The sequence below is a fragment of the Paenibacillus sp. D51F genome, assembly GCF_053345695.1.
Genome location: NZ_JBKFAO010000001.1, coordinates 634,705 through 660,062, shown reverse-complemented (window position 1 = coordinate 660,062; position 25,358 = coordinate 634,705). Strand labels below are relative to the sequence as shown.

Sequence of the window (25,358 nt, the reverse complement as noted above, 5' to 3'; positions counted from 1 at the left end):
GAAACATTCATAGGGATCCTATCTTCTTGTTTGTCGGCTCCAGCTGGTTATTGACAAGCATGCAATTCTCAGCGATGGCTCATTCCGGACAGGATCTGCCTCCAGTAGACGTCGTTGTCATGGAAGATATCGGCGACCTGCGGAATCTGCAAGGCGCATGCATGGGGAATCCGCCAGCCAAGCTCTTCGATTCCGGCAGACGGTCCATGCTGCACGTAGAGAATGTTGAACTTGCCGCGGATCATTTTGCCCAGCACCTGCTGAAGCTCGTACAGCTCCGGATAACTTCCTTCCGTCCGGATGAACAGCATCCTTTCGGCTGTGCCGATCTTATGCAGCATCCTTTCGGTGCGCCGATTCATCTTGGCCTTGAACTCCGGATTAGGGAGCAGGGTGTACGGCATACCCGGATGGCTCGCAGGAAAGTCGTGATTGGAGACGATTCCGTAGGCTTGATCCTTGACGAGATAACAGCCGGCATTGGGGTCGATCCCGACGATGCACATGTTTTGGAGCTCCATGAAATGGGCGAATCGGTCCTGCAAAGCTCTTGATACACCGGACAAATGGGGCGAGCCCATCCAATCGATCGGACCGGAATAAAGCCGAAGGCCCGAACGGGTCATCTGCACGCCCGGAAGCAGTTGTGGCCAAGGCTGTAAATCGCATCATACGAGCCTCCCAGGCCGGTCAATGTAAGCACTTTCCATACCTCCCGTTTTTCCCTCTCGTATAGTAAATGCAAGATCGATAGAGCAGGGCCGGGCAAGCCGTCCGGGGAAGGGAAAATATGCTTTTGTCTTGGAGACTCTTTCCCTGGGCATGATTCGCCGAATATAGTAGAGTGAAGCGGTTATGAACCGCATGATGTCGCCTGAGCGCGTTTGGAGGAGTTGTCATTGAATTCAACGGTAACGGAAGTATTGCCAGTTGGCCATCAAATTTTATAAGGCTGTCTATCATACTCTCGAAGAGAATTTGAACGATCGTGCGAACGAAATCAGAAGAGGGAATGATATCGAGAACGATGAATTTGCCGAGCGCATCCGCGTCAAGCAAAGAGTGATGGAGAAATTCGTTGATAGAATACCAGTGAGCGGGAACAGACAACCCGGTAAGCGAAACGCAATTTAATGAATTTGCATGGAGGTTTCAAATGAATGCAACAACCAAGTCCGCTTATCCTGCCCGAACAAAAGGCATCGCCCTGGCTTTGGCGGGGGCATCGCTCTGGGGGATATCGGGTACGATGGCGCAATATTTGTTCCAAAAGCAAGGCTTCGGGGTGGAGTGGCTGACCGTCATCCGGATGCTGACAGCCGGCTTGATCATGGTGGGAATCGCCTATCGCAAAAATCGGCGGCAGGTGTGGGGGATATGGAAGAACGGGAAGGATGCGGCATCCATTATCCTGTTCGGGATTTTGGGCATGCTTGCCGTCCAGTATACGTTTTTTGCGGCCATCCATCACGGCAACGCGGCGACTGCAACGGTGCTCCAGTATACCGCTCCGGTACTGATCGTATGCTTCTCGGCCATCAGAGCCAGAAGGTTTCCGGGGCGGACTCTGCAAGCAGGGGTTGTCCTTGCCATTGCCGGCACCTTCCTGCTCGTAACGGGAGGAAGCCTGACAAGCCTGTCCGTATCCACCCCTGCGATAGGGTGGGGACTGGCTTCGGCTGTCGCGCTCGCCTTCTATACGCTGCAGCCGCGCCGTCTGCTGTTGAGCTGGGGCTCGCTGATCGTCGTCGGCTGGGGCATGGTGATCGGAGGAGGCTGCCTCGCTTTTTACCATCCCCCTTGGCAGTTCGAAGGAAGCTGGTCCGTTTCATCGTTCGCGGCGCTTGTTGTCGTCATCCTGTTCGGAACGATATTCGCCTTCATCTGGTATTTGGAGAGCACCAAATATATTTCCGGCTCGGAGGCGAGCCTGTTCGCCTGCATCGAGCCGCTCACGGCAACGGCCATCTCGGTCTTGTGGCTCGGCGTTCCGTTCGGCCTCTGGGAGTGGGCGGGGACGTTATGCGTCGTGGGCACCGTGACGCTCATGTCTCTCGTCAAGCAGGCTCCATCTTGAAGGCTGCCCGACGAATTGCAGCAGGCTTCCGGCTCGGAAGCGGAGCCGGGAGAGAGAAGCGCAGAACAAACAGAAAGGCCAGCCGGAAATTCCCGGCTGGCCTTATTTGTCGAGAGGTTGCCATGCGGGCGGCCTCTCGTTGTCTTGACCGCTTACAGCCCCAGCTTATGCCCCTTCTCCAGCCGGACGATCTGCTTCTCGCCGTTGTCGGCGAGCTCGCGGAACTGCAGGATGGTGTCGCGCATCTTGGGCAGAGCCTCCTGCTTGTAGGCGCTGATGGAATCGAGAGCGGACAGCACCTCGGTGAACGCCTGCTTCAGCGTATCCACGGAGATGCTGGCCTCCAGGGACTGCTTGTGGATTGCGGCCCCCTGCGTATTGAGCATCCGGGAGGTGTGGGAGATGATGTCGTTGGTCGTCTGGTTGAGCAGCTCGATCTTCTTGAGCACGATTTTCTGGTTGTAGAGCGCCGAGGCGACGATGACGGAGATTTTGAGCGCCGAGATCGTGACGTTCTTGGCTCTGTCGACGCCGCGGATCAATTCCTTGTTGTTGCGGATGACGACTTCGATCGCCATGATGCCCTGCTGGTTGACGACGAGCATCTGCTGCAGGTCCATCACCCGCTGGCGCATCGGGAACAGCACCTCTTCGGTGATGAAGCGCACCTTCTCGGGATCCTCGCCGCGCACCTTGGCGGCCTCGATCTGGGCTTCGATCGATTTGTCCATGAGCCCGCCGAGCTGGATTTCCTTCTGAAGCTTCTTGGTCAGCTCCCGGAGGGTCTGCTGCTCGATCTCCAGCGTCGTGTTGTCGTTCTTCAGCGTCGACCGGCCCTTGTCGAGGGAGACGACGATATCGGAGATGACCGCGTCGGCCTTCTGGAACTTCAGGAAGTAAGCTCGGAGCGGATTGAACAGCTTGCCGAGGAAGCCGCTCTTGGCGAAGTCGACGGCGCTCGGATCGAGATCCTTGAGCTGCGTGTGCAGCTCGGACAGTCCCTTGGCCACTTGGCCGCCTTCGTCTCCCGTCTTGGAGAGATTGCCGACCGAAACTTGCAGCAGCGAGTTCTTATCCGAGGAGGCCTTCATCGTCTTCATGCCGAAGCCGTCGATCGTCTGGAGAATCTCCCTGCGTTTGTCCAGCGACTCCGTATCGAGCTCCATGATGGCGGCGACGTTGGCGTCCGCCAGCTCCTTGAGCTTCCGGACTTCCTCCGGCACGGGCTTGACTTCCTCTTCTACCGCCGCCTTGATCTCTTCCGGGCTGGCTACCTCAAGCGAAAATGTCATGGTCATCCTCCTCCGAGTTACATCTGGACATTGAACAGATTGCCGATCTTGTAGACGACATCATCCGTATCCGCATTGATGCTGGCGGCCTCGTTGATGCTCGATATGCTTTGGAGCGCCTTGATGTTGGCGTTGTAGCCGATCGTATAGATCGGAACCTTGTAGGTTTCGACGAGCTCCTTGATGTCCTTGAGCGTATGGCCTTCATTGGTCTCGCCGTCGCTGAGCACGAAGATGAGCGGCTTGACGGCTGGATTGGCCGCCATCTCGTCCTGCAGCATCTTGAGCGCGACGATAATTCCGTCGAAGGTGGCGGTGCCGCCTCCGGCCTGCAAGCCTTCCACCGCTCCGACGAACATGGACTGCTGGTTCGTGTCGTACTTCTTGATCGGCAGGTTGACCGTGACCGAGCTGGAGTAGGAGACGAGCCCGATGCTGTTGTCCTTGCCGAGGTATTTCTGGCCCTTCAGCAGCGATTCCTTGAGCTGGTTCAGCGGCGCGCCGTCCATGCTGCCCGATACGTCGGCGACGAACACGGCCGCGATCGGCTTGCTGCCGTTCTTCTTCTCTTTCCAGACCTTTTGGGCGGAGCCGAGCAGGCCGCCGTCGACCGTGGGAAGCTCCGACTTGTAGTCCTGCAGGCCATTGAAGCCTTTGTCCGCCGCGGCCTTCTGGTATTTGTCCTGGGCGGTGAATTCGGCGAATTTCTTGATGATGTCGAGCTTCTCCCGGGGGAGATCGCCAAGAGCGTACAGCGGGCTGTCATGCCGCGCTCCGAATGGCGTGAACACATATCCGCTCTTCAGGTCGGCTGCATTGACGTAAGTCTGATATTCCAATACGAATCCGTCCAGCATGCCCGACTTGGCCGCATCGCGCATCTGGATCGTCGTCGACGCGGTGAACGGAATGTTGGCCTGGAACTTCTCGAAGCCTTGGACCGCTTTGTCGCTGAGGATGTCGGCGCTGTCGAACGTGCTCAGCGCCGTGACGAGAAAGTTGAGTCCGGTGGAGCTTGCGAACGGATCCGTGTAGCCCATGGAGAATTCGTTGTTCGCGATCGCTTCCGTCACCGTCTTGACGTTCACCGAGCCGTATGTATCCACGAGGGAATCATACTTGGCTTTGGCGATGACGATGCCGGGAACGTTGCCGGTGAGCCGCTTGGAGATCAGCTCCGTCTTGACTCCAGCCGCTTTCACCATCTCGCCCCACAGCTCGTTGGACGGGGTGAACGCATCGGGGATGTACTTGCCGGATTTGATGTAATCGGCTGCCGTGCCCGAGGCGATGTTGCGGATCTTGACCGATGCCGGCTTGCCGTCGACGACGATGCCGGCTTTGTTGAACTCTGCCGCCGTCTCGGTCAGCCAGCCGTCCACGCCGGTTCCCGATTTCTCGGTCGACGAGAAGATTTCGACGAACTGATCCGTGGAATTGTCGACCGTGACCGGAAACTTGGAGATGTCGGGAAGCGATTCGGCGATATCCGCCGGGTTCAGGTCGATCTGTCCTTTGACCGGGGCTTCCGTCGAGACCGACAGATCGCCGTACAGCTTGTTCAGGCGCTTGCCCGCATCCTCGGCCGATACCTGGGCCTTGCTCTTGCCGAGGTTGGAGGTCAGGGAGATACCTGCATAGACGCCCGCGAACACGAGCACGACAATGACGGCGGAGAGAAGGAAAAACTTGCTTTTCTTCGGCATTCTGCACCTCTTACTGTTTGTAGAATTTGGTCTGCTTGATCAGGGAATCCAGCTCCTGCATGCCCGGCATGTCATCGATGTCATCGGGATCGATGCCGTCGAGGCGGGAGATTTCGAGGAGCAGCCGGTCGAGCTTCATCAGCAGCTCCTCGTTGGCGGACAGGGAGCTTTTGACGAAGGCGAGGTGGTCATTGTACATGGCCGCCTTCTCCTGGATGAGCTCGCTGGAGAAGGAGCTTCTCTTGCGGCCCGACATGCTGGAGAATTCCGCCTCGTCGAACACATGCAGCCGGTTCAGCAGGCTGCGCACGTTGAGATAGAACAGCTTCTCCGCCTCCTCGGTCACGGAGGCGAACTTCTTGAAGCTCAGCTCGCCGCGGTCGAAGCGCTGCTCCAGCACGTTCTCCAGGGCGAGCTTCTTTTTCTTCAGCCGGGCGATCTGCTCCAGCGCCGTCGCGATATCGTTCTCAAGCGCCTTGACGCGCTTGTATGGAGACAGCGCTTCCGCGTAATCGTCATAGGATCTGATCTGCTTGACGGGCAGAGCGGCTGGCTCCCGGAATACGATGGCATAGCTTCCGTAGAACAGCGCCAGCGCGCTTGCCAGCAGCAGGCTGACGCCGGTTGCCGTCGACAGCGCGCTTCCGCCGATCTCGACGTTCAGCAGTCCGGGCGACAGCACCGCGATATCGGCGGCAGCCACGATGACAATCAATCCAGCCAGTCTGAACAGCTTGGAACCGTTCATTTTGTCTTCCCCCTTGCCCTGTGCGCGAACAGCGGCTCTCAATCTATCTTCCAATCTTTTACTAGGAAAAGTATACCATAGGTTGCGCTTCCTCTCTCTTGCAAGAAGCGAAAAAATCATCAGAGTTTTAAAATATTCCCAATCTGTCCGTTATATGTTCCGGGCTGCGCTGCCGCTCCCCGACCCGGGTTTCCATTCCTGGCAAAAAAAGCCGGCCCGGACCGTCTCAGGACGGTCTGGCCAGCTTCTTGAACGCTTTGCGGTAGTCGGCCGGGCTGCAGCCGGTCTCCTGCTTGAACAGCTTGGAAAAGTGGGAGTCGTTGGCGTATCCGACCTGATCGGCGACGGCGCGGACCGACAGGGAGGTGTCCTGCAGCAGCCGCTTGGCCTCCGAGAGCCGCGCCTGGATGATATAAGTGCCGAGGGGCATGCCCGTCTCCTTCTTGAACAGCCGGGCCATGTAGTCGGGATTGAGGAAGACCGTCTCCGCCAGGCTGGTGCGGGTAAGATCATGCGCGAGATGGGCATGGATATGGCTTGCGACCTCGTCCGCGATGGATTTGGGAGGCTCGGCGAAAGGCCGGGAATGGGCCGCCGTACGGACCAGATACCGCAGATAGCCCTGCATGTCTTCGACGGAATGGAGGGACTGGGCATGCAGCCTGTCTCCTTCCGAGCCTGCATACAGCTGATGGGCTTGAATTTCCCTGCTCTTCAAATGGGCATAAACGATCTGGACCATATCGTGCCGGAACGGCCGGAGCACGGAAGCGCATAGGGCGTTCTCCCGCATCAGGCGCGTCAGATACGCCTCGGTCTCATCGAGAAAAGAACCGTATGCCCCCTCGCCAAGCAGCCGCTCGAGCAAGCCGAGGTTGGGCGGGACATACGCCGGCTCAAGGCCGGAGCTGCCATCGACGAAAATCGTCTCGTTGCGGTGCTTGATCCATTCCTCATTGACATGCAGCAGCTCCTTGACGGCTTTGCGGATCTCACCGAGCGGCCGGGACGTCGCGATATGGCAGCTGCAGTCGCATTTCAGGAATTTGCGGCTTTCGGCTATCAGGGAATCGCAGAGCCTCCTCGGAATATCTCTGTCGGGAGCGAGCGTCCATTTCAAGATGAGCATCCAGTTGCCTTCCTTGAATTCGGAGATGGCTTCGACGGACAAGGATGGGTGCTGGAACAGCTCGTACATGACATTGAGCAGCGCGTAGTCGAACAGCGGCTTGTCTTCGCGGCCAAGGCTGGCCTCTTGTGGGAACAGAGTCACAAGCACGGGCAGGAACAGATCGCTCAGCCGGTAGGGGAGATTCTCTTCCGTGATGGCGCCTGCAGCCGCAGATGGGCTGGAGGGGAATGCCTTGCCTGCGATGAGCCGGGTCCAGAAATCCTCCAGCACGCTCTTGCGGCTCTTTTGCCACAGCTCCCCTTCATGGATCGCCAGCTCGTTATGCTTTTGCTCGCGCGCTTTGGCAATCGCCTTACGGATAATCAGGGTCAGCTTGTCGACCTCGATCGGCTTCAGGAAATAATCGAAGCTTTGCAGCTCGATCGCTTTCTGCGCATAGTTGAAGTCGGCGTAGTTGGTCAGAAAGATCGCCTGGACCGGGTAATTCTCCTGTCGGACCCAGGCCAGCAGCTCGAGCCCGCTGCCCTGGGGCATTTCGATGTCGCAAATGAGGATCTGCACGGTATATTCCAGCAGAATCTCTCTTGCCTGAGCGACATTGTAGGCGGTATGGACATGCTCGACGTTCATGGCGCGCCAATCGATTTTGCTCTCAAGCGCCTTGACGACGAAGTAATCGTCGTCCACAAGAAGGACGTTCATGGCAGGCTTCCTTTCGGGATGGGATTAGTCGCTGCCGGCGGGGAGCGCGATCGTGACGCGGGCTCCGCCGTCGATTCCATTGGCGAAGTCGACCGTCGCCCGCTCGCGGTACATCAGCTTCAGCCGCTGCAGCGTGTTCATGATGCCGATCCGGTTGCCTCCTGCCTGATCGAGGCTTTCTCCGCTGTGCAGCCGCTCCAGGATGGGGGAAGGAAATCCGGGGCCGCTGTCCGCAATGACGATGACGGCCATATCCTCATCCTCCTTTCTCTGCATGGACACCGTGATGGAGATGCTGAGCTCCCGCTCTCGCGACACCGCATATTTGACGGCATTTTCGATGAACGTCTGGATGACGAGTGGAGGAATCTTCACTCCCGAAGCATGGTCCGGCCGGGAGATGGCATAGGACAAGGCGCTCCGGTAGCGGGACCGCTGGATATCCAGATAGATTCGGGCGTGCTCGATCTCGTCTTCGAGGAGGACCAGATTGTCTCCGCTCTGGAAGATATAGCGGAAGTAGCGCGTCGTGGCCATCGACATGTTCTCGATCTCCTCGTGCATCTCCATCTGCGCCATGCTGTATATGCTCGTCAGGCAGTTCAGAAAGAAATGCGGGTTGATCTGAAGCTTCATGTAATCCAGCTGAATCCTCCTCTTCTCCAGCTCCTGCTCGTACATCTCGATCTTGTATTTCTTGAGCTGCCCGACGAGATCCCGGAACTGCGCGTTCGCCTGCTCCAGCTCGATGATGCGGCTTCCGGCGCTTGCTCCTCCGGAGTCCCCGTCCTCATACATGCGGGCCAGATTGTAGGAGAAGCTCTTGACGGGCCCGAGCACCTGCTTGCGGAAGAGGAACAGGAACGCGCTGAGCGTGCAGGTGACGAGAAAGAAGAGCAGCATGATCAGCAGCTGCACGATCATGATCTTCTCGAACGCCCCGTAGTGGATGACCAGCTCGGCGGTGAAGGTGGCGTTGCTGAAGCTGCTGTCCACGACGGTCGGCGCCTGGAGCAGATTCAGCCAGAACGGCTTGCGGGCATCGGGCGGGCTGCCGCTCCGGGGAGCGGACAGGCTGCCGCCCTCCTCGTCGACCAGCGACGCGTACCCGCTGGCCCCGAGATTGATCTGCCGGAGCGGCCGGATCATATTGTCCGCCGAGACAAGCCCGACCAGGTAGCGGTCATGGTAGGGGACGATATTGACGATGTAGGAAATTCCTCTTACCGTAAGCGGCGTCCATTTGGAGTAATAGTTCTCATAGACCCCCTTGTCTTCCGTCAGCGATCGGATCTGCTGCTTCAGCTCGAGAAAATGCCCGTAGGATATCCCCATCGGCGCGCAGTTCCGGAACAAGTCCCGGCTCTTCAAGTAATAGAAGAAGTTGTATTCCTGCTCGTAGTTTTTCGTCAGCTCGGTGAACCGCTTGAAGAGCTTCTCCTGAGCCTTCAGGAATTCGGTGCTGTTGTCCGGATAATCGTTCATGTCCGTGATCGTCTCGTCATTGGCCAGCGTCCAGCCCATGTAATGGTTGATGTAGGCGAAGTCATGGTCGATCCGGCTGACATAGAGGTCGGCCGTATCCTGGACATTGTTCGTGGATTGCTGCTTGACCAGCGACATGGAAATGACGCTGATGACAAGGTCGAGCGCAAGAGCCAGGAACGAGAGGAACACGAGCAGCCTGACATAATGGATGATAGGGTAGGGCTTTTTCCGGTTGGATGGATTCATAGGCGGGAGGCTCCATTCCTTTCCGTTCTTCCGATCTTGAATGCGCTTTATTTCTAGTATAGAGGTTTTTGCCCAGAAAATGGATGCTTGTCGGCGGCGCGGAAAGCCAAAGTCCGGATAGCGCAAAAACAAGTCCGGATAACCGCATGGCGGCGCGGGATGAAGGCGGGCGGATTCCGCCTGGCGCTCCTCGGAAGTCCGGATAACGGTCCTTCAGGTCCGCCGTCCGCTCCATGGACGGAGCTATACTGGAGGAGTTCAAGAGGGACAGCGACAGAGCCGCTGCAAGGGGGGAATGAAGATGGCATCCGGTCAATCCGGAACGACGGGACGGACGGTCAGGCAGATCAGAAGGGGAGCGGGGCTGTATGTGCTGCTGCTGCCCGCATTTATCCTGACGCTGCTCTTCGCGTACAAGCCGATGTACGGCGTCGTGATCGCGTTCAAGGATTACAGTCCTGCGCTCGGAATCATGGACAGTCCATGGGCGGGATTCAAGTACTTCGAGAAATTTTTCCAATCGTATCAGTTCGACAATACGATCCGGAATACGCTGGTCATCAGCTTGTACAGCATGGCCACGTTCCCGATCCCGATCGCGCTGGCGCTCATGGTGAACCAGATGCGGGCCAACCGGTTCAGGCGCTTCTTCCAGACGGTGACGTACATGCCGCATTTCATCTCGACGGTCGTCATGGTGGGGCTGATGCTCATTCTGTTCTCGCCAAGCACAGGCCTGCTCGGCAATCTGTACGCCCTGTTCGGAGCGGAGCCTCCCGATCTGATGGGCTCCTCGGGCCTGTTCACCAGCGTCTATGTCTGGTCGGATGTGTGGCAGCATGCCGGCTGGGACAGCATCATCTATATCGCGGCGCTGTCGGCGGTCGATCCGAGCCTCTACGAGGCTGCGACTGTCGACGGAGCGAGCCGCTGGCAGAAGATCCGCTTCATCGATATTCCGATGCTGCTTCCGACTGCCGTGACGCTGCTCATATTGCGGGTCGGCGGGCTGCTAGGGGTAGGCTTTGAAAAGGTATACCTGATGCAGAACGACCTCAACATCACCTCGAGCGAGATCCTCTCCACCTATGTGTACAAGATCGGCCTGCTCAGCAGCCAGTACAGCTTCTCCTCCGCGATCAACCTGTTCAATACGGTCATTAATTTCGCCTTGCTCATCATCGTCAATCAAATCGCCAAAAAAACAAGCAGCAACAGCTTGTGGTAAGCCGGAGGAATTCATGATGGAGACACGGAATGCCGCTGTTGCGGCCAAAACGGCCGGAGGCGTCAACACCCGCTCTTCCGATGCCGTCCTGGAGGCGGTTCTGTACGGACTCGCCGTCCTGATGCTGGTCGTGCTTATGTATCCGCTCTATTTTATCGTCATCGCCTCCTTCAGCAATCCGTCCTCGGTTGCCGGCGGCAAAGTATGGCTCTGGCCGAGCGGCTTCACGCTGGACGGGTACAAGGAGCTGCTGAAGCATGCCAACATATGGATCGGCTACCGCAACACGATCCTGTATACGGCAGCCGGCACGGCGATCGGCCTGGCGGTCAACCTGTCCGCGGCTTATGCGCTGTCGCGCAGAGACCTGCCCGGGCGCAAGATCCTGTCCCTTTATTTCATTTTCACGATGTTTTTCAGCGGCGGCCTCATTCCGATCTTCCTGACGGTCCGCGACTTCCATATGTACAACACCTTTCTCGTCATGGTGCTCCCCTTCTCCGTGTCGGCCTACAACATCATCGTAGCCCGGACGTTCTTCCAGACGAGCATTCCGGGCGATCTATGGGAAGCGGCGCAGATCGACGGCTGCGGCAATCTGAGATACTTCGCGCAGGTCGTGCTGCCGCTCTCCAAGGCGATTGTCGCCGTGCTTGGATTGTGGATCGCCGTCGGCTATTGGAACTCCTACTTCAATGCTCTGATCTATCTGAAGAATCCCGACCTGTACCCGCTGCAGCTCATCCTGCGCAACATCCTGATCACCAATCAGATGCAGTCCGGCATGGGAAGCGGGGAGGCGGCGCAGATCGCGCTCAGGCTGGCCAGCCTGATGAGGTATTCCGTCATCATCGTCTCTACCGTTCCGATCATGCTGCTCTACCCGTTCGTGCAGAAGTATTTCAATCAGGGGGTGATGATCGGCGCCGTGAAGGAATGAGCAATCGGCTTGACCGGCATGTGATTCGAGACAACAATCAAATCGGGGGGAATGAAAGATGGGTTACCGTTCCGCATCTAAAACCATGATGGCCGCGCTGTTATCCGGAGCGCTGCTGGTCGGGCTGACCGCCTGCAGCGGCGGCGGGGGAGACAAGGCCGCAGCCGTGAAGGGCGACGAGTTCAACAAGGAAGGCCTGCCGATCGTCAAGACGCCGGTAACGCTCAAGGCGCTGACCGTCCGCTGGGGCAACATGGGCGACACGTTCACCAAGAACCAGTGGATGATCGATCTGGAGAAAAATACGAATGTGAAGATACAATGGCAGGTCATGTCCTCCAACGACTGGAACGAGCAGAAGTCGATCATGCTCGCCAGCGGCACGCTGCCGGACATCATTTTCGGCGATCTCGCGTTCTCGGACTCCGACATCGTCAACAATCTGAGCTACTTCCGCCCTTTGGACGAATACATCGATTCCTACATGCCGAACCTGAAGTCCGCGCTGCAGGAAACGCCGGAGCTGAAAAAGCTGAGCACGTTCCCGGACGGCAAAATCTATTCCATGCCGGCAAGGCTGCCGTCCCGTCCGAAAACGAAGTTCCAGCCGGTCATCAACAAGACGTGGCTGGATAAGCTCGGCCTCAAGGTGCCGGATACGATCGACGACCTCTACAACGTGTTCAAGGCGTTCAAGGAGCAGGATCCGAACGGCAACGGCAAGAACGACGAGATTCCGTATACCGAGAAAGGGCTGAGCATGGACTTCCTCAATCCGTTCGGCATCACCGATCCGAACGGCAACAACATGCTCGTCAAGGACGGCAAGCCGGTCTATTACCCGGTGACAGAGGAATACAAGGAAGGGCTGAAGTGGGCCAACAAGCTGTATGAGGCGGGCCTCATCGACAAGGAGATGTTCACGCAGGACGCCACGATGACCTCGGCCAAGCAGCAGAACGCGGATGCGCCGATCGTCGGCTTCTCCTACCAGTGGACTCCGGACGCCGTGTTCGGCAAATGGAAGGACCAGTACGTCACGATTCCGCCGCTCGCAGGACCGGACGGCAAGAGATATCAGTCCGGCATTCCGGTCGGCATGAGCCTGTACCGCAACGAGCTGCTCATCACGGCCTCCTGCAAGCAGCCGGAGATCGCCGCGCGCTGGGCAGATCAGTTCTACACGAACGAAGCCGGCATCCAGAACTTCTGGGGAGCGATCGGCACCGTCATCCAGAAGAACGACAACGGCACGTACACGCTGATGGACCCTCCTAGCGGCACGAGCGCCGACGCCTGGTACTGGGAGCAGTCGGTCCGCGACTTCGGACCGAAGTACGTGAGCCCTTCCTTCGAGAAGAACATCGTGCTCAATCCGAAGACCGGCGACGGCCTGAAGCTGGAGATCGACAAGCTGGGCAGCGAATACGTGACGACGCCGTTCCCGAACGTCATGTACAGCGCGGAGGAATTCCAGGAGCTGCCGACGTTGACGACCGACATCGACGGTTATGCGGCGACGATGCGCGCCCAGTGGGTGACCAAGGGCAACATCGATGCCGAATGGGATGCCTACATCAAGAAGCTGAACGACATGAAGCTGGATCAGCTGATCAAGATCCGCACAGCCGCGTATGAACGGTACATGAGCGTGAAGTAGGATCGGGCGGGCCGCGATGCGGCCCGCTTTTGTTTTTCCTCGGGCGAGCTGTGCCTATCATGCTGGCCGAGGAGGTCTATGTGCATAGAGGAATGAAGTGAAAAACAACGCCCCGGGACCGTTTCCATGTCCCGAGGCGTTGTTTTTTCTTTGCCATCCCACGATTATAAGCCCTTCGCTTCGCGCTCCAGCTCCAGCAGCTTCGTCTTCATTTCCATGCCGCCCCGGTAGCCGGTAAGCGCTCCGCCCTTGCCGATGACCCTGTGGCAAGGCACTGCGATCAGTACGGGGTTGGCGCCGATCGCGGCGCCGACGGCCCGGACTGCGGAAGGCCTGCCGATGCGCTCCGCGATTCCGGAGTACGACTCGGTATCTCCATAAGGAATGCTCTTGAGCGCCTCCCATACCGCGAGCTGGAACGGTGTTCCGCTCATCGCGAACGGCAGCGTGAACGCATCGCTCCTGCCCTCCAAGTATTGAAGCAGCTCGTCCGCATAGGGCCGAAGCTTCTCCTCGCTTCGAACGAGCCTCGCTCCAGGCATGCGGGCGCTTGTCCAAGCCGTCATTTCGGCTTCCCCTCCGTCCCGCGAGCCGACGAATGCCAATCCTTCCTCGGTTGCGGCCAGATGAAGCTCCCAATCATCATGATGGAGCAGGGACCAGTAGACGATGGCTTCATTTTGTGTGCTCATGGATCTCTTCCTCTTTCCTGTCTGCGGCATTCCGGCGATAGGCAGCCGGAGTCAAGCCCGTCATTTTTTTGAACAAGGTCGTGAAATAAGGCGTGTTGGGCCAGCCGCAGCGCTTGCCTACGGCAGCGACAGGCAGCTCCGTGGACAGCAGCAGCTCCTTGGCGGCTTCGGCCCGAACCTGCTGGATATATTCAACGGGCGTAACGCCCACGATCTTATGGAACGTCCGGTGGAGGTGGAACGGCGAGCCGTGGCATGCTGCTGCGAGAGCCTCCAGAGTCAGGCGCTCGGCATAATGGGCGCGGATGAATCTTTGGGCCAGGGCAATCCAGTCCTCGTCAGGCACAAGCTCTCCCGTCGGCCTGCATCGCTTGCAAGGGCGGTAGCCGGCGGCGAGCGCTTCGCCGAACGTTCGGAACATGCCGGCGTTCTCCCGGTTCGGCAGCCTGGATCGGCAGGACGGCCTGCAGAATATTCCGGTCGTCCTGACCGCGTAGAAAAATTCCCCATCTTTCGAGCCGTCGCATGCGGCCACGGCTTCCCATTCACTGTCGCCAAGCAGCTGCGGCTCTCCGAGAGAACTGCCGCCGCCGTCTTCCCGCGGCTCGAAGCCGATTGAATCCGTTGTCCGCATCAGAATCACCTCCTTCATCAGTATAACCCCTTCGAGCGCGTTTGTGCGGCACCCCGGATAGGAGCGCAAGATTGCGAAAGGCATCCAACTAAAAAAGTCCCCAAAGGGACTCTCGGCCAGTCTGGCAGGCTGCTCTCGCCCGTGTTCTTGCCGACTGCATTTGCCGGCTGTACTTGCCGGCTGCACTCACCGGTTGCACTTGCCGGCAGCTGGAGGTGGCTACGCTTCCGTCAATCCCTGGCTGCTTCGTATAGGCTGGCCGCGATGCGCGCCGGGGCGGTTTTGACGGTGGACATATGGTCGCCCTCTGTTTTGATGAGCCGGAAGACACCGAGCCGTCCGGACATATGAGGATGCCAGCCGTATCCTTCGCCTTGCGGCAGCACGCCGTCGGTCGTGAGATACAAGTAGCTTCTCGGAATTTCGAGCGCATAGAATTTCTTCAGGTCGAGCTTCTCGAATAGAGGTTTTGCCGGCTCTGGAACGATTCTGCTGTACAGATTATCCGCGAGCCTCTTGTCGGCCAGATTGGCGAAGGTTTCCCTGAACAGCGGATAAGGCAGCATGATCGTATCGTCCGGAGACGATTGTCTAAGCTGCATGAACGATTGCTGTATGGGATTCGGGAGCTGATCTGCGATCGATTGGCCGTCTCCCAGCACGAACGCGTTCATGAATATGATCCTGCGGATTCTGTCAGGCACGAGCTCCGCGGTTTTCTGGATGACGCTTCCCCCGAAGCTGTGGCCGACGAGCTGGACATCGGACAGGCCGCAGCCCGTGATGTATGCCGCCACCGCCCGGGTTATGGCCTCGTGGGTCACGCCCGGGTTGTAATCCGGGCCATGTCCGGGATATTCCGGCACATGAACGCGGTGGCCATGCTTCCGCAGCTCGGCGGCAACCTCGCTCCAATAGCTGGCGTCCGCCCAGGAGCCATGGATGAGGACGAAGGTCAGGCTCGGCGCAGGCTCGCTTTGCAGGCTGCCGTTCCGGTACGGTCTGCGGACTGGAGGCCAAGGCGGATAAGCAGGAATCCAGGCAGATTGATGCTGCGCAAAGAAATCGGGGCTGCCTGGGCGCTCGGGATTCATTTGATCCTCACTCCTTTTCCGGTCCGGGAACGACGGGCCATTTGACTTGCCGCAGGCAATCGATGACCTCGTCTCCGACATGGAGATTGCTCTTGACGAGCTGGCGGGGCGTCAGCGCCATCCATTGATTCAGGGAAATATCCTCGAAGCGGCTGCTGCGGAACATTTCCAGAAACCAGAGCGTGGAGGTTCCGGTGTTCTGGATGTAATGGCCGAAGGCGAAGGGGACGTAGCCAACGTCTCCAGCCCGGTAGTCGAAGGTGCGGGCTTTGCCGCCGCCGGCGAATACGGTCATTCGGCCCTGTCCTGCCAGGTAATACTGCCATTCGTCCTGATTTGGATGCCAATGCAGCTCGCGCATGCCTCCCGGCTTGACTTCGACCAGCGCGGCCGCGATCGTCTTGGATGCCTGGAAGTTCGTCGAGTCCGCGATCCTCACGCTGCCGCCCGGTGTCGTGAGAGGGGTCTGTGCCAGCAGCGAATGCTTGAAAGGAAACGGGACGGTGCCGTAAGGCGATTGAATTTCCTGGCTTTGGATCGGACCCGGCACCTGATCGCGGTAGATGTAGACCTGTCCGGGCGGAATGGAATCGAACGCGCTCGACGGAACGCCGAAGTTCTCGGCCAGCACGTCCTTGGGCGTATGGGCGAACCAATCGGAGATGGAGAGGGTGTTCAGATCCGAGAAATGGCCGTCGTCGAAGACGAGCAGGAACTCGCAGCCTTCCTCCAGCCCTTGGATGGAATGGGGCAGCCCCGGCGGAAAGTACCACAGATCTCCGGGGCTGACGTCCGCGATGAAATTGCGGCCCTGCCAATCGATCGCGGTAATCCGGGCGCTTCCGAGGAGCATGTAGGCCCATTCGGCCTGCTGATGCCAGTGGAGCTCGCGGACTCCTCCCGGAATGAGGCTCATATTGACCCCGGCAAGCGTTGTCGCTGTTGGGAGCTCCCGAATGGTCACCTCGCGCGACCATCCGCCCTGGTTCAGCTGCATATGCGCATCCGAGAAGGAGAATCTCAGATTCGGGATGAGGCAGTTGTCCGTTGGCGGGGGGACGAGCAGATCGGGATTTTGCACATCGCGCATGAGGTTGCGGGGTCCTTTGTCGGGCCCGCCGGCTCCATCCGGGCGCATCGGCTCGGGGACAGGCAGGGATTGCTGCTCATTCTTCATGGCATGGACTCCTTTTCCGATGGCAGGCTCAGGCTCAGCCGTTATGTGCTACCTTACGCCGGCTTTCCGTTGGATATGTATCTGGCGGCAAAAGCCGAATGGAGTTAAAATGGAAGGACGTGGGAAATCGACTATATTTGAAGAGGAGTGGTGGCCCCTTTGTGGAAGGAATTCAAGGCATTCGCGCTTAAAGGCAACATTCTGGACCTCGCTATCGCCGTCATCATTGGAGCGGCCTTCGGCAAGATCGTCAGCTCGCTCGTGGCGGACATCCTGACGCCGCTGATCGGCATGCTGTTCGGAGGCGTCGATGTATCCGGACTTGAGGCGACGTTCGGGGATACGAAGCTTGCGTATGGATTGTTCCTTCAGAGCGTGATCGACTTCTTCATCGTTGCCTTCTCCATCTTCCTGTTCATCCGGCTGCTTACCGGCCTCAAGCGCAAGCGGCATCATGTAGAAGAGCAGCCGAAGAGGCAGGATCCCGTCCTGACGGGAGAGGAGAAGCTGCTGATCGAAATCCGCGATTTGCTGAAGGACAGGCAGAGCAAGCTCTAGCATGACGGAAGCTCCAGCATGACGAATTGGACGGCGCATGGACGGTCCGGAAGGAGAGGCCGCTAATCGGTTTCGCAAAATGAATGGGAGGCGAGGTTTGCATGCAAAAACGGATGCTGGGAAAAGAAGGTTTGGAAGTTTCGACGCTGGGGCTCGGCTGCATGGGCATGTCGGATTTCTACGGCGGCCGGGACGAAGCGGAGTCGATCTCCACGATCCACCGCGCGCTGGAGCTTGGCGTCACGCTCCTGGACACGGCGGACATGTACGGCGTCGGGGCCAATGAAGAACTGGTCGGACAAGCCGTCAAGGGCAGAAGGTACGACGCGGCCATCGCGACCAAGTTCGGCATCCGCAGAGCGGAGGACGGGACAAGGCTAGGGGTGAGCGGCCGTCCCGACTATGTCCGTGCGGCCTGCGAAGCCAGCCTGCGGCGTCTTGGAACCGATCATATCGACTTGTACTATCAGCATCGGGTTGATCCCGATACGCCGATCGAGGAGACGGTCGGCGCGATGGCGGAGCTGGTCAAGGAAGGCAAAGTCCGCTTCATAGGCCTGTCGGAAGCCGCTCCGGATACGATCCGCCGCGCCAGCGCCGTGCATCCCATCTCTGCGCTTCAGACGGAATATTCCCTATGGAGCCGGGATGTCGAGGACGAGATTCTCCCGCTCTGCCGCGAGCTCGGCATCGGCTTTGTTCCCTATTCGCCGCTCGGCAGAGGTTTCCTGACCGGCCAGATCCAAGCGTTCGACGATCTGCCGCAGGACGATTACCGCCGCCACTCTCCCCGCTTCCAGGGAGAGAACTTCGGCAGGAATCTGGAGCTGGTGGACCGGGTCCGCGACATCGCGGCGGCGAAAGGCTGCAAGCCTTCCCAGCTGGCGCTTGCCTGGCTGCTGTCGCAAGGCGACGACATCGTTCCGATTCCGGGGACGAAGCGCCGCAGCTACCTGGAGGAGAACATCGGAGCGGTCCATATCGGGCTGACCGATGAAGAGCGGAGCCGGATCGAGGAGGTCGCCCCGCGCGGAGCGGCGCATGGCGAGCGGTACGCCGAGGACGGCATGAAAACCGTCAATCTGTAGGCGGCGAGCGGGGGTCCGATATGTGGGAATTCATGATTCGCAGAACGTTTCAATCCATTCTCGTCCTGTTGATCGTGTCCGCTTCATGCTTTTATCTGATTCATAGAATGCCGGGCGACATGTGGTCGACGATCGGAATGACGCTGGAGCAGAAGCAGCTCGTGAATGCCCAGAAGCATGCGCTCGGACTCGATCTGCCCTTCCTGGAGCAGTATTGGGCCTGGCTCAAAGGTCTCCGCCATGGAGCGCTCGGCCTGGATTACCAGATGTACCCGATCAGCGGCTACATCTGGAAGTATGCGCAGAACAGCCTGATCCTGATCGGCACCGCGTGGCTTCTTGCGCTCATGATCGCGTTTCCGCTGGCGGTCTACAACAGCCGCCGGCCAGGCGGCCTGTCGGACCGGGCGGCGGTCATGCTCGCGATTGCCGGCTTCGCCTTGCCCGCCAGCGCCGCCGGCATCTGGCTGCGTCAGCTGTTCGCCATGAATCTGCTCTGGCTTCCTCCCAGCAGCATGCATACTCCCGGCATGGAAGGAGACCTGCCGGATCTGCTTCAGCATATGATCCTGCCCGTCGCGACCTTGATGCTGGGCATCGTCGCCGTGTATCTCAAGTTCATCCGCTCCAGCCTGCAGGAGGTGCTTCCTTTGGACTATCTGCAGACGGCCCGGGCAAAAGGCGTTCCCGAAAGGCGGGTCATCCTTGTGCATGCGCTGAAAAACGCCATGATCCCCGTCGTTACTCTTGCCGCGATCGATCTGCCGATGCTGGTCAGCGCCTCGGCCATCGTCGAGAACGTGTTCAATTGGAGAGGCCTCGGATCTCTGATGGTTTACGCCGCTCTATCGCGCAACCATCCGCTGCTGATCGCCGTCATCATCATCGTCACCGGTCTCGTCGTCCTATTTTCCTGGATCGCCGATATGATCTATCTGCTGCTGGATCCGCGGATCCGGCTCGGCAGGAAGACGGGATAGGCACACGCGCCTCCCTCCCGGTCGATGCCGTTCATTTGATTCATTCGCCCCGGCCATGCCGGGGTTTTTGTGTTCGCCATCGCGCCGCGCCATTCATCGTTGTCATGTCGCAGGATTGCATTGACATAAGAGCGTTTCCATGAAAAAATGTACACGCGTACATGATCATATCATTGAAGTAAATGAGGCTAGGGAATGACGAAAAGGACGGAAGTCGCCAAGCTGGCGGGCGTATCCGAGGCGACCGTGTCGCGCGTGCTGAGCGGGACGGGGCCGATCAAGGAGGCAACCCGGCTCAAAGTGATGGAGGCGGCGGACGCGCTAGGTTATGTGCCTAGCGACATCGCCAGGCAGTTTGCGAAGAAGAGAAGCGGAAACCTGGGCGTCGTGCTGCCGTTCATGCCGAACGTGCCGCTCTTCTCCACCTTCTACTTCTCGCAGCTGCTCGGCGGTATCGGTCTTGCGGCCGGCGAGCGGGGGCTGAATCTGCTGCTGATCTTCCGGCAGCCGGGAGACGCAAGTCCGTATGCCGGCTTGTTCAGATCCCGCAAGGCGGATGCCTGCATCGTGCTCGGCTCGAGCGAGGTTCCGGGGGAGAGGGAGGCGCTGCAGGAGCTGGAGGCGGCCGGTTATCCCTACGCCGTCGCAGGCCAGCGGTTCGAAGGGCTGGAGCATCGGACGGTAGACGGAGATCATGCCGCAGGGAGCCGGCAGACGGTAGCCCATCTGCGCGGACTCGGCTGCCGCAGCATCGCCTTCGTCGGCGGTCCTGCGCAGTATTCCAACAGCGGGGATCGGTATGCCGGTTATGTGGAGGGATTGGCGCAGGCGGATCTGCCGCTGCGGCAGGACATCGTTCTTGAAGGCAAGTACAGCCGCAAGAGCGGCCTGGCGCTTGCCTCTCAGGTAGAGCAGCTGCTGCGGAGCGGACAGGCCGACAGCGTGTATGCCGGCAACGACCGGATGGCGATCGGCATCATGCAAGGGCTGCTGGAGAAAGGGATCCAGGCCGGAAAAGACTACGCGCTCGCTGGATATGACGGTTCCGACGGAGCTTCCATGACGAGCCCGCAGCTTACTTCCGTCTCGGTCCCTTTCGACGAAGTCGGCCGGCAGGCCGCGCTGCGGGCGATCGGCGAGGCGGAGGGCGGCATCGTTCCTGCGCATGAGCTCATGCTGGCTACGAGGTTGGCGGCGAGGGATTCGACGCTTTTATACCGCCCGGCCGATCCTGAAGCGAAGGCTGATGCAGACAACAGAATCCATTGAAGGAGATGATGTCGGTGAAGAAGATCAAGGTTGGGATGGTTGGCTACAAGTTCATGGGCAAGGCGCATAGCAATGCCTATCGCGCGCTGCCGATGTTTTTCCCGGATGCCCCCGCGGGTCCGGAGCTGAAGGTTCTCTGCGGCCGCGATGCCGCAGCCGTCGAGCAGGCTCGCGCCCAGTTCGGCTGGGAGGAAGCCGAGACGGATTGGAGGCGGCTCGTCCAGCGGGATGATCTCGACCTGATCGACATCAACGCTCCGAGCGACGCGCACAAGGAAATCGCGCTGGCCGCAGCGGCAGCCGGCAAGCATCTGTTCTGCGAGAAGCCGCTGGCTCTGTCCCTGACGGATGCGAGGGAGATGCTGGCGGCGGCCCGTCAAGCCGGAATCAAGCATATGGTCGGCTTCAATTACCGGTTCTCGCCGGCCGTGCAGCTCGTCAAGAAGCTGATTGATGAAGGGCGGCTCGGTCAAATCTATCATTTCCGCGCCTGGTTTCTTCAGGACTGGATCCTGGATCCGGACTTCCCGCTCGTGTGGAGGCTGCAGAAGGATATCGCCGGCTCCGGATCCCATGGCGATCTCGGCGCGCACCTGATCGATATGGCCCGTTATCTGGTCGGAGAGTTCAGCGAGGTGATCGGCATGAGCGAGACTTTCGTCAAGGATCGGCCCGTCGCAGCCGAGATGACGGGGCTGAGCGCCAAGGGCGACAAGGATGCTCCGCGCGGTCCGGTCACGGTCGACGACGCGACGCTGTTCCTGGCCCGATTCGAGGGCGGCGCGCTCGGCAGCTTCGAGGCGACCCGCTTCGCGGCGGGGCATCGGAGCACCAATTCCTTCGAGATCAACGGCAGCAAAGGCAGCGTCATCTTCGATTTCGAGCGGATGAACGAGCTGCAGGTGTATTTCACCGACGATGCGGACGATGTGCAAGGCTTCCGGCGCGTGCTCGTCACCGATGCGCCGCATGCCTATATCAACGCCTGGTGGCCGGCAGGGCACACGATCGGATTCGAGCATACGTTCACGCATGAGATGCTGGAGCTGTTCACCGCCATTCATGAAGACCGCCAGCCTTCGCCGAACTTCGTGGACGGCGTCAAATGCCAGGAGGTGCTGGAGGCGGTCGACCGGTCGATCGCGGAGCGCCGCTGGGTAGGACTCGAGGAAATGCAGGAAGCGTGAAGCGCGAAAACAATATGAGGACAAAGGCGGGTGCACCGTGAGAAAAGCATTGATCGTGCAGGGCGGATGGGACGGCCATCAGCCGAAAGAGGTGGCCGCGATTTTCGCGGAGCTGCTGGGCAAGGAACAATTCGACGTTGTCGTCTCGGATACGCTGGACAGCTTCAAGGACGCGGAGCTGATGGCCTCGCTCGATCTGATCGTCCCGATCTGGACGATGGGCAGCATCGCGCAGGAGCAGCTGCGCCCGCTGCTGGATGCCGTGCAGGCCGGCTGCGGCATCGCCGGCTGCCACGGAGGGATGAGCGACGCCTTCCGCAATGAAGTCGAATATCAGCATATGGTCGGCGGACAATGGGTCGCGCATCCCGGCAATGACGGGGTGAGATACGAGGTGAGCATGAGCCGCTCGGACGATCCTTTGACAGAGGGAATCGGAGATTTCGAGGTTTCCTCGGAGAAATACTACATGCACGTAGATCCAGCCATCACCGTTCATGCCACGACGGATTTCGATGCCGTCAAGATGCCGGTCGTCTGGACCAAAACCTGGGGCAGGGGACGGGTCTACCACAATACGCTCGGCCATCAGGCCGATATTGTCGAGATGCCGCAGGTGCTCGAGCTGATGAGACGGGGCTTCCTGTGGGCCGCCCGTCCGCAAGCCTAGAACAACGATAGCCTAAGGAGGCCCGAATACATGACCCCCATTAAAGTCGGCGTCATCGGCTGCGGCAACATCAGCCGCATCTATTTCACGAACCTGAAGCAGTATCCCGAGGTGGAGCTGGCGGCCTGCGCCGACATGGATCTCTCCAGAGCGCGCGCGATGGCAGAGGAGTACGGCATTCCTCATGCCTATTCGGTCGAGGAGCTGCTCGCGGATCCGGAGATCGGGATCGTCGTCAACCTGACGATTCCGCAGGCGCACGCTCCTGTCTGCCTGGCGGCGCTGGAGGCCGGCAAGCATGTGTATGTGGAGAAGCCGCTCGCCGTCACGCGGGAGGAAGGCCGCCACGTTCTTGAGCTGGCAGCCAGCAAAGGCCTTCGGGTCGCCAGCGCTCCCGAAACCTTCCTCGGCGGCGCCATCCAGACCTGCCGCAAGCTGATCGACGACGGAGCGATCGGCCGTCCGATCGCCGCAGTCGGCTTCATGCTGAGCGGCGGCCACGAGGGCTGGCATCCCGATCCGGCCTTCTATTACAAGAAGGGCGGCGGACCGATGTTCGACATGGGCCCGTACTATCTGACCACTCTCGTGAATCTGCTGGGTCCGATCCGCAGGGTGACCGGCTCCGCGGTCGTCTCGCATCCGCAGCGGACCGTCCGCAGCGAGCCCAAGCGCGGGGAAGTGATCGATGTCGAGGTTCCGACCCATATCGCCGGTGTGATCGACTTCGAGAACGGCACGGTCGGCACGCTCATTACGAGCTTTGATACCCCAGTCGGGGGAACGCTGCCGAATATCGAGATTTACGGCACGGCAGGCACGCTGCTCGTTCCGGACCCGAACAATTTCGGCGGCGTCGTAAGGCTGCGCCGGCAAGGTGAAGGAGCGGCGGAAGAGATTCCGCTCACGCATGGCTTCACGGACAACAACCGCGGCATCGGCGTGGCCGATCTGGCCCGCTCCATCGCGGAGGGCATCCCGCATCGCGCCAGCGGCGAGATGGCCTATCATGTGCTGGAGGCGATGCACGGCTTCCATGACGCCTCTGCCGAGGGCAGGCATTACGAAATGGCGAGCAGCTGCTCCCGTCCGGAAGCGATGCCGGAGACAGCACCAGCAAAGTAAGGGATGGAAGCACGGGCTGCCGGCGTGGTGATGCGGCCGATTCATCTGCTGAACAGCACTGATTCATTTCCAATCGCTGCGGAAAACAAAAAGCAATCCGGAAGCCTGGCTTCCGGATTGCTTTTTCTAGTCTCCTATGATGCTGCACCGGCCACATAGGCCGGCTTCCTTGAACCTAGAGAGCCCAGTTGCCGGAGCGGAAGATCGGCTCGACCTTGCCGTCCTGCGTGACGCCGTCGATGTCCATCGCCGGCGAGCCGATCATGAAGTCCTCATGGACGAGGCTGCGGTTGGAGCCGCGGGCAGCCAGCTCCTCGGGAGAGAGGTCGGTGCCGCCTTCCAGGTTGACCGGATAGGCTTGGCCGAGAGCGAGATGGCAGGACGCGTTCTCGTCGTACAGAGTATTGAAGAAGGTAATGCCGGAATTCGAGATCGGGGAATCATTCGGCACGAGCGCGACTTCGCCGAGCTGCACGGCGCCTTCGTCGGTCGCGAGCAGCTTGGACAGCGTCTCGTAGCCTTGCTCGGCGGAAAACTCGACGACCTTACCTTCCTTGAACGTCAAGGAGAAGCCGTCGATGACCTGTCCGTTGTAGTTCAGCGGCTTCGTGCTGCGAACGGTCCCGTTCACCCGGTCCTTGTGCGGCATCGTGAACACTTCCTCCGTCGGCATGTTCGGATTGAACATGACTCCGCGCGAATTTTTCTTGCCGCCTCCGAGCCAGAGATGTCCTTCCGGCAGGCCGATCGTCAGATCTGTGCCCGGAGCCGTATAGCGGAGCTCCGCGTAATTCTTGGCGTTGAGCCGGTCGACCATCGACAGCAGAGTGGCATTATGCTGGTCCCATGCGGCGACCGGATTTTCGAGGCCGATCCGGGTCGCGTCGATGATTCTTTCCCACAGCTTTTGGACCGCTTCGTCGGCTGGAATGCCAGGGAATACTTTGGCCGACCATTCCGGAGTGGCGTAGGATACGAGCGTCCAGGCGTTCTCGTGATTCATCAGCGCATTGCGGTAAGGAGCGAGAGCGGTGGATGCCGTCTTGGAGTTGGTCGCCATCCGGTTCGGATCGATATCGCTCAGCAGGTCCGGGTTCGGGGAGTAGATCTGGATGAAGGCGGCGCCTTCGTCGGCGAACCCTTTCATGGCATTGGAGCGCCATGCCGGATACTCCGAGAAGCTTTCCTCCGGCGCCTGCTTGAAGCGGATGCGGGTCAGCTCCTCGTCGTTGTATTCGACGTGGACGTCGCGGGCACCGGCCGCATACGCTCTGGACGACACCAGACGGACGAGAGGCGCGGCGGTGATCGGAGCCATGACGACGACTTTCTGATTCGGCTGCACGTTCACGCCGACGCGGACGATGATGTCGGCATAGTTTTCCAGCTGCTGTTGAGTAGGTAGCATAGGAACCCCCATAGAAATAGAGTAGATGAACAGGAAATCTATTCTATTATAAGCCTATTGTGGCAAGGTTCCAATCGGGAACCGGATGATCGGCAGCGGATTTAAAGCGTTTCCACTCTATTCGCAGCTTCAGCATTGCATCGTCGATAGGCAAAATCTTTGGATGGAGATTTTCCCATGTAGACGGGCGGCCGAGCGGACGCGCAAAAGAGACGAAGCCGAGCAGGATCCTCGGCTTCGTCCCTTGTTCTCTTTCT

At 59.3% G+C, this 25,358-nt stretch carries 22 protein-coding genes; 11 read left to right on the top strand and 11 right to left on the bottom strand.

Annotation, left to right across the window (positions count from 1 at the left end; genetic code table 11):
* Positions 1–68: 68 nt before the first annotated feature.
* The gene (locus ACLBWT_RS03125; protein ID WP_447661606.1) at positions 69–626 is read right to left on the bottom strand and encodes a DUF1796 family putative cysteine peptidase; all 558 of its coding nucleotides are present in this window, start codon (positions 624–626) and stop codon (positions 69–71) included.
* A 530-nt stretch (positions 627–1,156) separates the two neighbouring features.
* Here ACLBWT_RS03125 and ACLBWT_RS03120 point away from each other — a divergent pair.
* On the top strand, positions 1,157–2,077 hold the full coding sequence (locus tag ACLBWT_RS03120) for a DMT family transporter (protein WP_447661605.1): 921 nt from the start codon (positions 1,157–1,159) through the stop codon (positions 2,075–2,077).
* Positions 2,078–2,229: 152 nt separating this feature from the next.
* Here ACLBWT_RS03120 and ACLBWT_RS03115 read toward each other — a convergent pair whose 3' ends face one another.
* The 5 genes from ACLBWT_RS03115 to ACLBWT_RS03095 all read right to left on the bottom strand — a co-directional run bounded on the left by ACLBWT_RS03115 (position 2,230) and on the right by ACLBWT_RS03095 (position 9,391).
* Complete coding sequence (locus tag ACLBWT_RS03115) at positions 2,230–3,369, bottom strand: toxic anion resistance protein (protein ID WP_447661604.1); 1,140 nt, start codon at positions 3,367–3,369, stop codon at positions 2,230–2,232.
* A gap of 17 nt (positions 3,370–3,386) precedes the next feature.
* Positions 3,387–5,075, bottom strand: a complete 1,689-nt coding sequence (locus ACLBWT_RS03110; protein ID WP_447661603.1) for a VWA domain-containing protein — start codon at positions 5,073–5,075, stop codon at positions 3,387–3,389.
* 10 nt (positions 5,076–5,085) lie between these two features.
* Positions 5,086–5,823 (bottom strand): hypothetical protein, encoded by a 738-nt coding sequence (locus tag ACLBWT_RS03105; RefSeq protein ID WP_447661602.1) that lies wholly within the window; start codon positions 5,821–5,823, stop codon positions 5,086–5,088.
* 226 nt (positions 5,824–6,049) lie between these two features.
* Positions 6,050–7,657, bottom strand: a complete 1,608-nt coding sequence (locus tag ACLBWT_RS03100) for a helix-turn-helix domain-containing protein (RefSeq protein ID WP_447661601.1) — start codon at positions 7,655–7,657, stop codon at positions 6,050–6,052.
* Positions 7,658–7,681: 24 nt separating this feature from the next.
* Entirely contained in the window at positions 7,682–9,391 is a 1,710-nt protein-coding gene (locus ACLBWT_RS03095; protein ID WP_447661600.1) for a sensor histidine kinase, read from the bottom strand.
* 301 nt (positions 9,392–9,692) lie between these two features.
* Between ACLBWT_RS03095 and ACLBWT_RS03090 the strand changes: the two genes are divergently transcribed.
* The 3 genes from ACLBWT_RS03090 to ACLBWT_RS03080 are packed head-to-tail and all read left to right on the top strand — an operon-like array spanning position 9,693 to position 13,219.
* Entirely contained in the window at positions 9,693–10,619 is a 927-nt protein-coding gene (locus ACLBWT_RS03090; protein ID WP_447661599.1) for an ABC transporter permease, read from the top strand.
* 13 nt (positions 10,620–10,632) lie between these two features.
* Positions 10,633–11,559, top strand: a complete 927-nt coding sequence (locus ACLBWT_RS03085; RefSeq protein WP_447661598.1) for a carbohydrate ABC transporter permease — start codon at positions 10,633–10,635, stop codon at positions 11,557–11,559.
* Between the two features lie 58 nt (positions 11,560–11,617).
* Positions 11,618–13,219 (top strand): extracellular solute-binding protein, encoded by a 1,602-nt coding sequence (locus ACLBWT_RS03080; RefSeq protein WP_447661597.1) that lies wholly within the window; start codon positions 11,618–11,620, stop codon positions 13,217–13,219.
* A gap of 164 nt (positions 13,220–13,383) precedes the next feature.
* Here the strand turns inward: ACLBWT_RS03080 and ACLBWT_RS03075 are convergent, their stop codons facing one another.
* The 4 genes from ACLBWT_RS03075 to ACLBWT_RS03060 form a co-directional block, all read right to left on the bottom strand.
* Positions 13,384–13,911: a methylated-DNA--[protein]-cysteine S-methyltransferase gene (locus ACLBWT_RS03075; protein ID WP_447661596.1), complete on the bottom strand. Its 528-nt coding sequence runs from the start codon at positions 13,909–13,911 to the stop codon at positions 13,384–13,386.
* Positions 13,895–14,545 (bottom strand): bifunctional transcriptional activator/DNA repair enzyme AdaA, encoded by a 651-nt coding sequence (locus tag ACLBWT_RS03070; RefSeq protein WP_447661595.1) that lies wholly within the window; start codon positions 14,543–14,545, stop codon positions 13,895–13,897. Before ACLBWT_RS03070 ends, ACLBWT_RS03075 begins: the two co-directional genes overlap by 17 nt.
* A gap of 230 nt (positions 14,546–14,775) precedes the next feature.
* On the bottom strand, positions 14,776–15,639 hold the full coding sequence (locus ACLBWT_RS03065; protein WP_447661594.1) for an alpha/beta fold hydrolase: 864 nt from the start codon (positions 15,637–15,639) through the stop codon (positions 14,776–14,778).
* A gap of 7 nt (positions 15,640–15,646) precedes the next feature.
* Complete coding sequence (locus ACLBWT_RS03060) at positions 15,647–16,816, bottom strand: oxalate decarboxylase family bicupin (RefSeq protein WP_447661593.1); 1,170 nt, start codon at positions 16,814–16,816, stop codon at positions 15,647–15,649.
* Between the two features lie 159 nt (positions 16,817–16,975).
* Between ACLBWT_RS03060 and mscL the strand changes: the two genes are divergently transcribed.
* From mscL to ACLBWT_RS03025, 7 genes are all read left to right on the top strand, one after another.
* Positions 16,976–17,374, top strand: coding sequence for a large conductance mechanosensitive channel protein MscL (gene mscL / locus ACLBWT_RS03055; protein WP_447661592.1), 399 nt, complete (start codon positions 16,976–16,978; stop codon positions 17,372–17,374).
* A gap of 101 nt (positions 17,375–17,475) precedes the next feature.
* Complete coding sequence (locus tag ACLBWT_RS03050; protein WP_447661591.1) at positions 17,476–18,462, top strand: aldo/keto reductase; 987 nt, start codon at positions 17,476–17,478, stop codon at positions 18,460–18,462.
* A gap of 32 nt (positions 18,463–18,494) precedes the next feature.
* Positions 18,495–19,442 carry an ABC transporter permease gene (locus ACLBWT_RS03045; RefSeq protein ID WP_447661590.1) on the top strand — a complete coding sequence of 316 codons (948 nt, stop codon included), beginning with the start codon at positions 18,495–18,497 and terminating at the stop codon, positions 19,440–19,442.
* Positions 19,443–19,637: 195 nt separating this feature from the next.
* Complete coding sequence (locus tag ACLBWT_RS03040) at positions 19,638–20,711, top strand: LacI family DNA-binding transcriptional regulator (RefSeq protein ID WP_447661589.1); 1,074 nt, start codon at positions 19,638–19,640, stop codon at positions 20,709–20,711.
* 35 nt (positions 20,712–20,746) lie between these two features.
* On the top strand, positions 20,747–21,898 hold the full coding sequence (locus ACLBWT_RS03035; RefSeq protein ID WP_447661688.1) for a Gfo/Idh/MocA family protein: 1,152 nt from the start codon (positions 20,747–20,749) through the stop codon (positions 21,896–21,898).
* Between the two features lie 37 nt (positions 21,899–21,935).
* Positions 21,936–22,568, top strand: coding sequence for a ThuA domain-containing protein (locus ACLBWT_RS03030; RefSeq protein WP_447661588.1), 633 nt, complete (start codon positions 21,936–21,938; stop codon positions 22,566–22,568).
* Positions 22,569–22,598: 30 nt separating this feature from the next.
* Positions 22,599–23,693, top strand: a complete 1,095-nt coding sequence (locus ACLBWT_RS03025) for a Gfo/Idh/MocA family protein (protein WP_447661587.1) — start codon at positions 22,599–22,601, stop codon at positions 23,691–23,693.
* Positions 23,694–23,868: 175 nt separating this feature from the next.
* On the opposite strand, the gene ACLBWT_RS03020 is transcribed toward ACLBWT_RS03025, so the two are convergent.
* A complete protein-coding gene (locus ACLBWT_RS03020; protein WP_447661586.1) occupies positions 23,869–25,101 on the bottom strand; it encodes an aminopeptidase in 1,233 nt (410 codons plus the stop codon).
* Positions 25,102–25,358 lie beyond the last annotated feature (257 nt).

What these genes read in the sequence shown, in the direction of transcription:
- ACLBWT_RS03125 (WP_447661606.1), bottom strand. Translation starts at nt 626, where the DNA reads ATGACCCGTTCGGGCCTTCGGCTTTATTCCGGTCCGATCGATTGGATG.
- ACLBWT_RS03120 (WP_447661605.1), top strand. Translation starts at nt 1,157, where the DNA reads ATGAATGCAACAACCAAGTCCGCTTATCCTGCCCGAACAAAAGGCATC.
- ACLBWT_RS03115 (WP_447661604.1), bottom strand. Translation starts at nt 3,369, where the DNA reads ATGACATTTTCGCTTGAGGTAGCCAGCCCGGAAGAGATCAAGGCGGCG.
- ACLBWT_RS03110 (WP_447661603.1), bottom strand. Translation starts at nt 5,075, where the DNA reads ATGCCGAAGAAAAGCAAGTTTTTCCTTCTCTCCGCCGTCATTGTCGTG.
- ACLBWT_RS03105 (WP_447661602.1), bottom strand. Translation starts at nt 5,823, where the DNA reads ATGAACGGTTCCAAGCTGTTCAGACTGGCTGGATTGATTGTCATCGTG.
- ACLBWT_RS03100 (WP_447661601.1), bottom strand. Translation starts at nt 7,657, where the DNA reads ATGAACGTCCTTCTTGTGGACGACGATTACTTCGTCGTCAAGGCGCTT.
- ACLBWT_RS03095 (WP_447661600.1), bottom strand. Translation starts at nt 9,391, where the DNA reads ATGAATCCATCCAACCGGAAAAAGCCCTACCCTATCATCCATTATGTC.
- ACLBWT_RS03090 (WP_447661599.1), top strand. Translation starts at nt 9,693, where the DNA reads ATGGCATCCGGTCAATCCGGAACGACGGGACGGACGGTCAGGCAGATC.
- ACLBWT_RS03085 (WP_447661598.1), top strand. Translation starts at nt 10,633, where the DNA reads ATGATGGAGACACGGAATGCCGCTGTTGCGGCCAAAACGGCCGGAGGC.
- ACLBWT_RS03080 (WP_447661597.1), top strand. Translation starts at nt 11,618, where the DNA reads ATGGGTTACCGTTCCGCATCTAAAACCATGATGGCCGCGCTGTTATCC.
- ACLBWT_RS03075 (WP_447661596.1), bottom strand. Translation starts at nt 13,911, where the DNA reads ATGAGCACACAAAATGAAGCCATCGTCTACTGGTCCCTGCTCCATCAT.
- ACLBWT_RS03070 (WP_447661595.1), bottom strand. Translation starts at nt 14,545, where the DNA reads ATGCGGACAACGGATTCAATCGGCTTCGAGCCGCGGGAAGACGGCGGC.
- ACLBWT_RS03065 (WP_447661594.1), bottom strand. Translation starts at nt 15,639, where the DNA reads ATGAATCCCGAGCGCCCAGGCAGCCCCGATTTCTTTGCGCAGCATCAA.
- ACLBWT_RS03060 (WP_447661593.1), bottom strand. Translation starts at nt 16,816, where the DNA reads ATGAAGAATGAGCAGCAATCCCTGCCTGTCCCCGAGCCGATGCGCCCG.
- ACLBWT_RS03050 (WP_447661591.1), top strand. Translation starts at nt 17,476, where the DNA reads ATGCAAAAACGGATGCTGGGAAAAGAAGGTTTGGAAGTTTCGACGCTG.
- ACLBWT_RS03045 (WP_447661590.1), top strand. Translation starts at nt 18,495, where the DNA reads ATGATTCGCAGAACGTTTCAATCCATTCTCGTCCTGTTGATCGTGTCC.
- ACLBWT_RS03040 (WP_447661589.1), top strand. Translation starts at nt 19,638, where the DNA reads ATGACGAAAAGGACGGAAGTCGCCAAGCTGGCGGGCGTATCCGAGGCG.
- ACLBWT_RS03035 (WP_447661688.1), top strand. Translation starts at nt 20,747, where the DNA reads ATGGTTGGCTACAAGTTCATGGGCAAGGCGCATAGCAATGCCTATCGC.
- ACLBWT_RS03025 (WP_447661587.1), top strand. Translation starts at nt 22,599, where the DNA reads ATGACCCCCATTAAAGTCGGCGTCATCGGCTGCGGCAACATCAGCCGC.
- ACLBWT_RS03020 (WP_447661586.1), bottom strand. Translation starts at nt 25,101, where the DNA reads ATGCTACCTACTCAACAGCAGCTGGAAAACTATGCCGACATCATCGTC.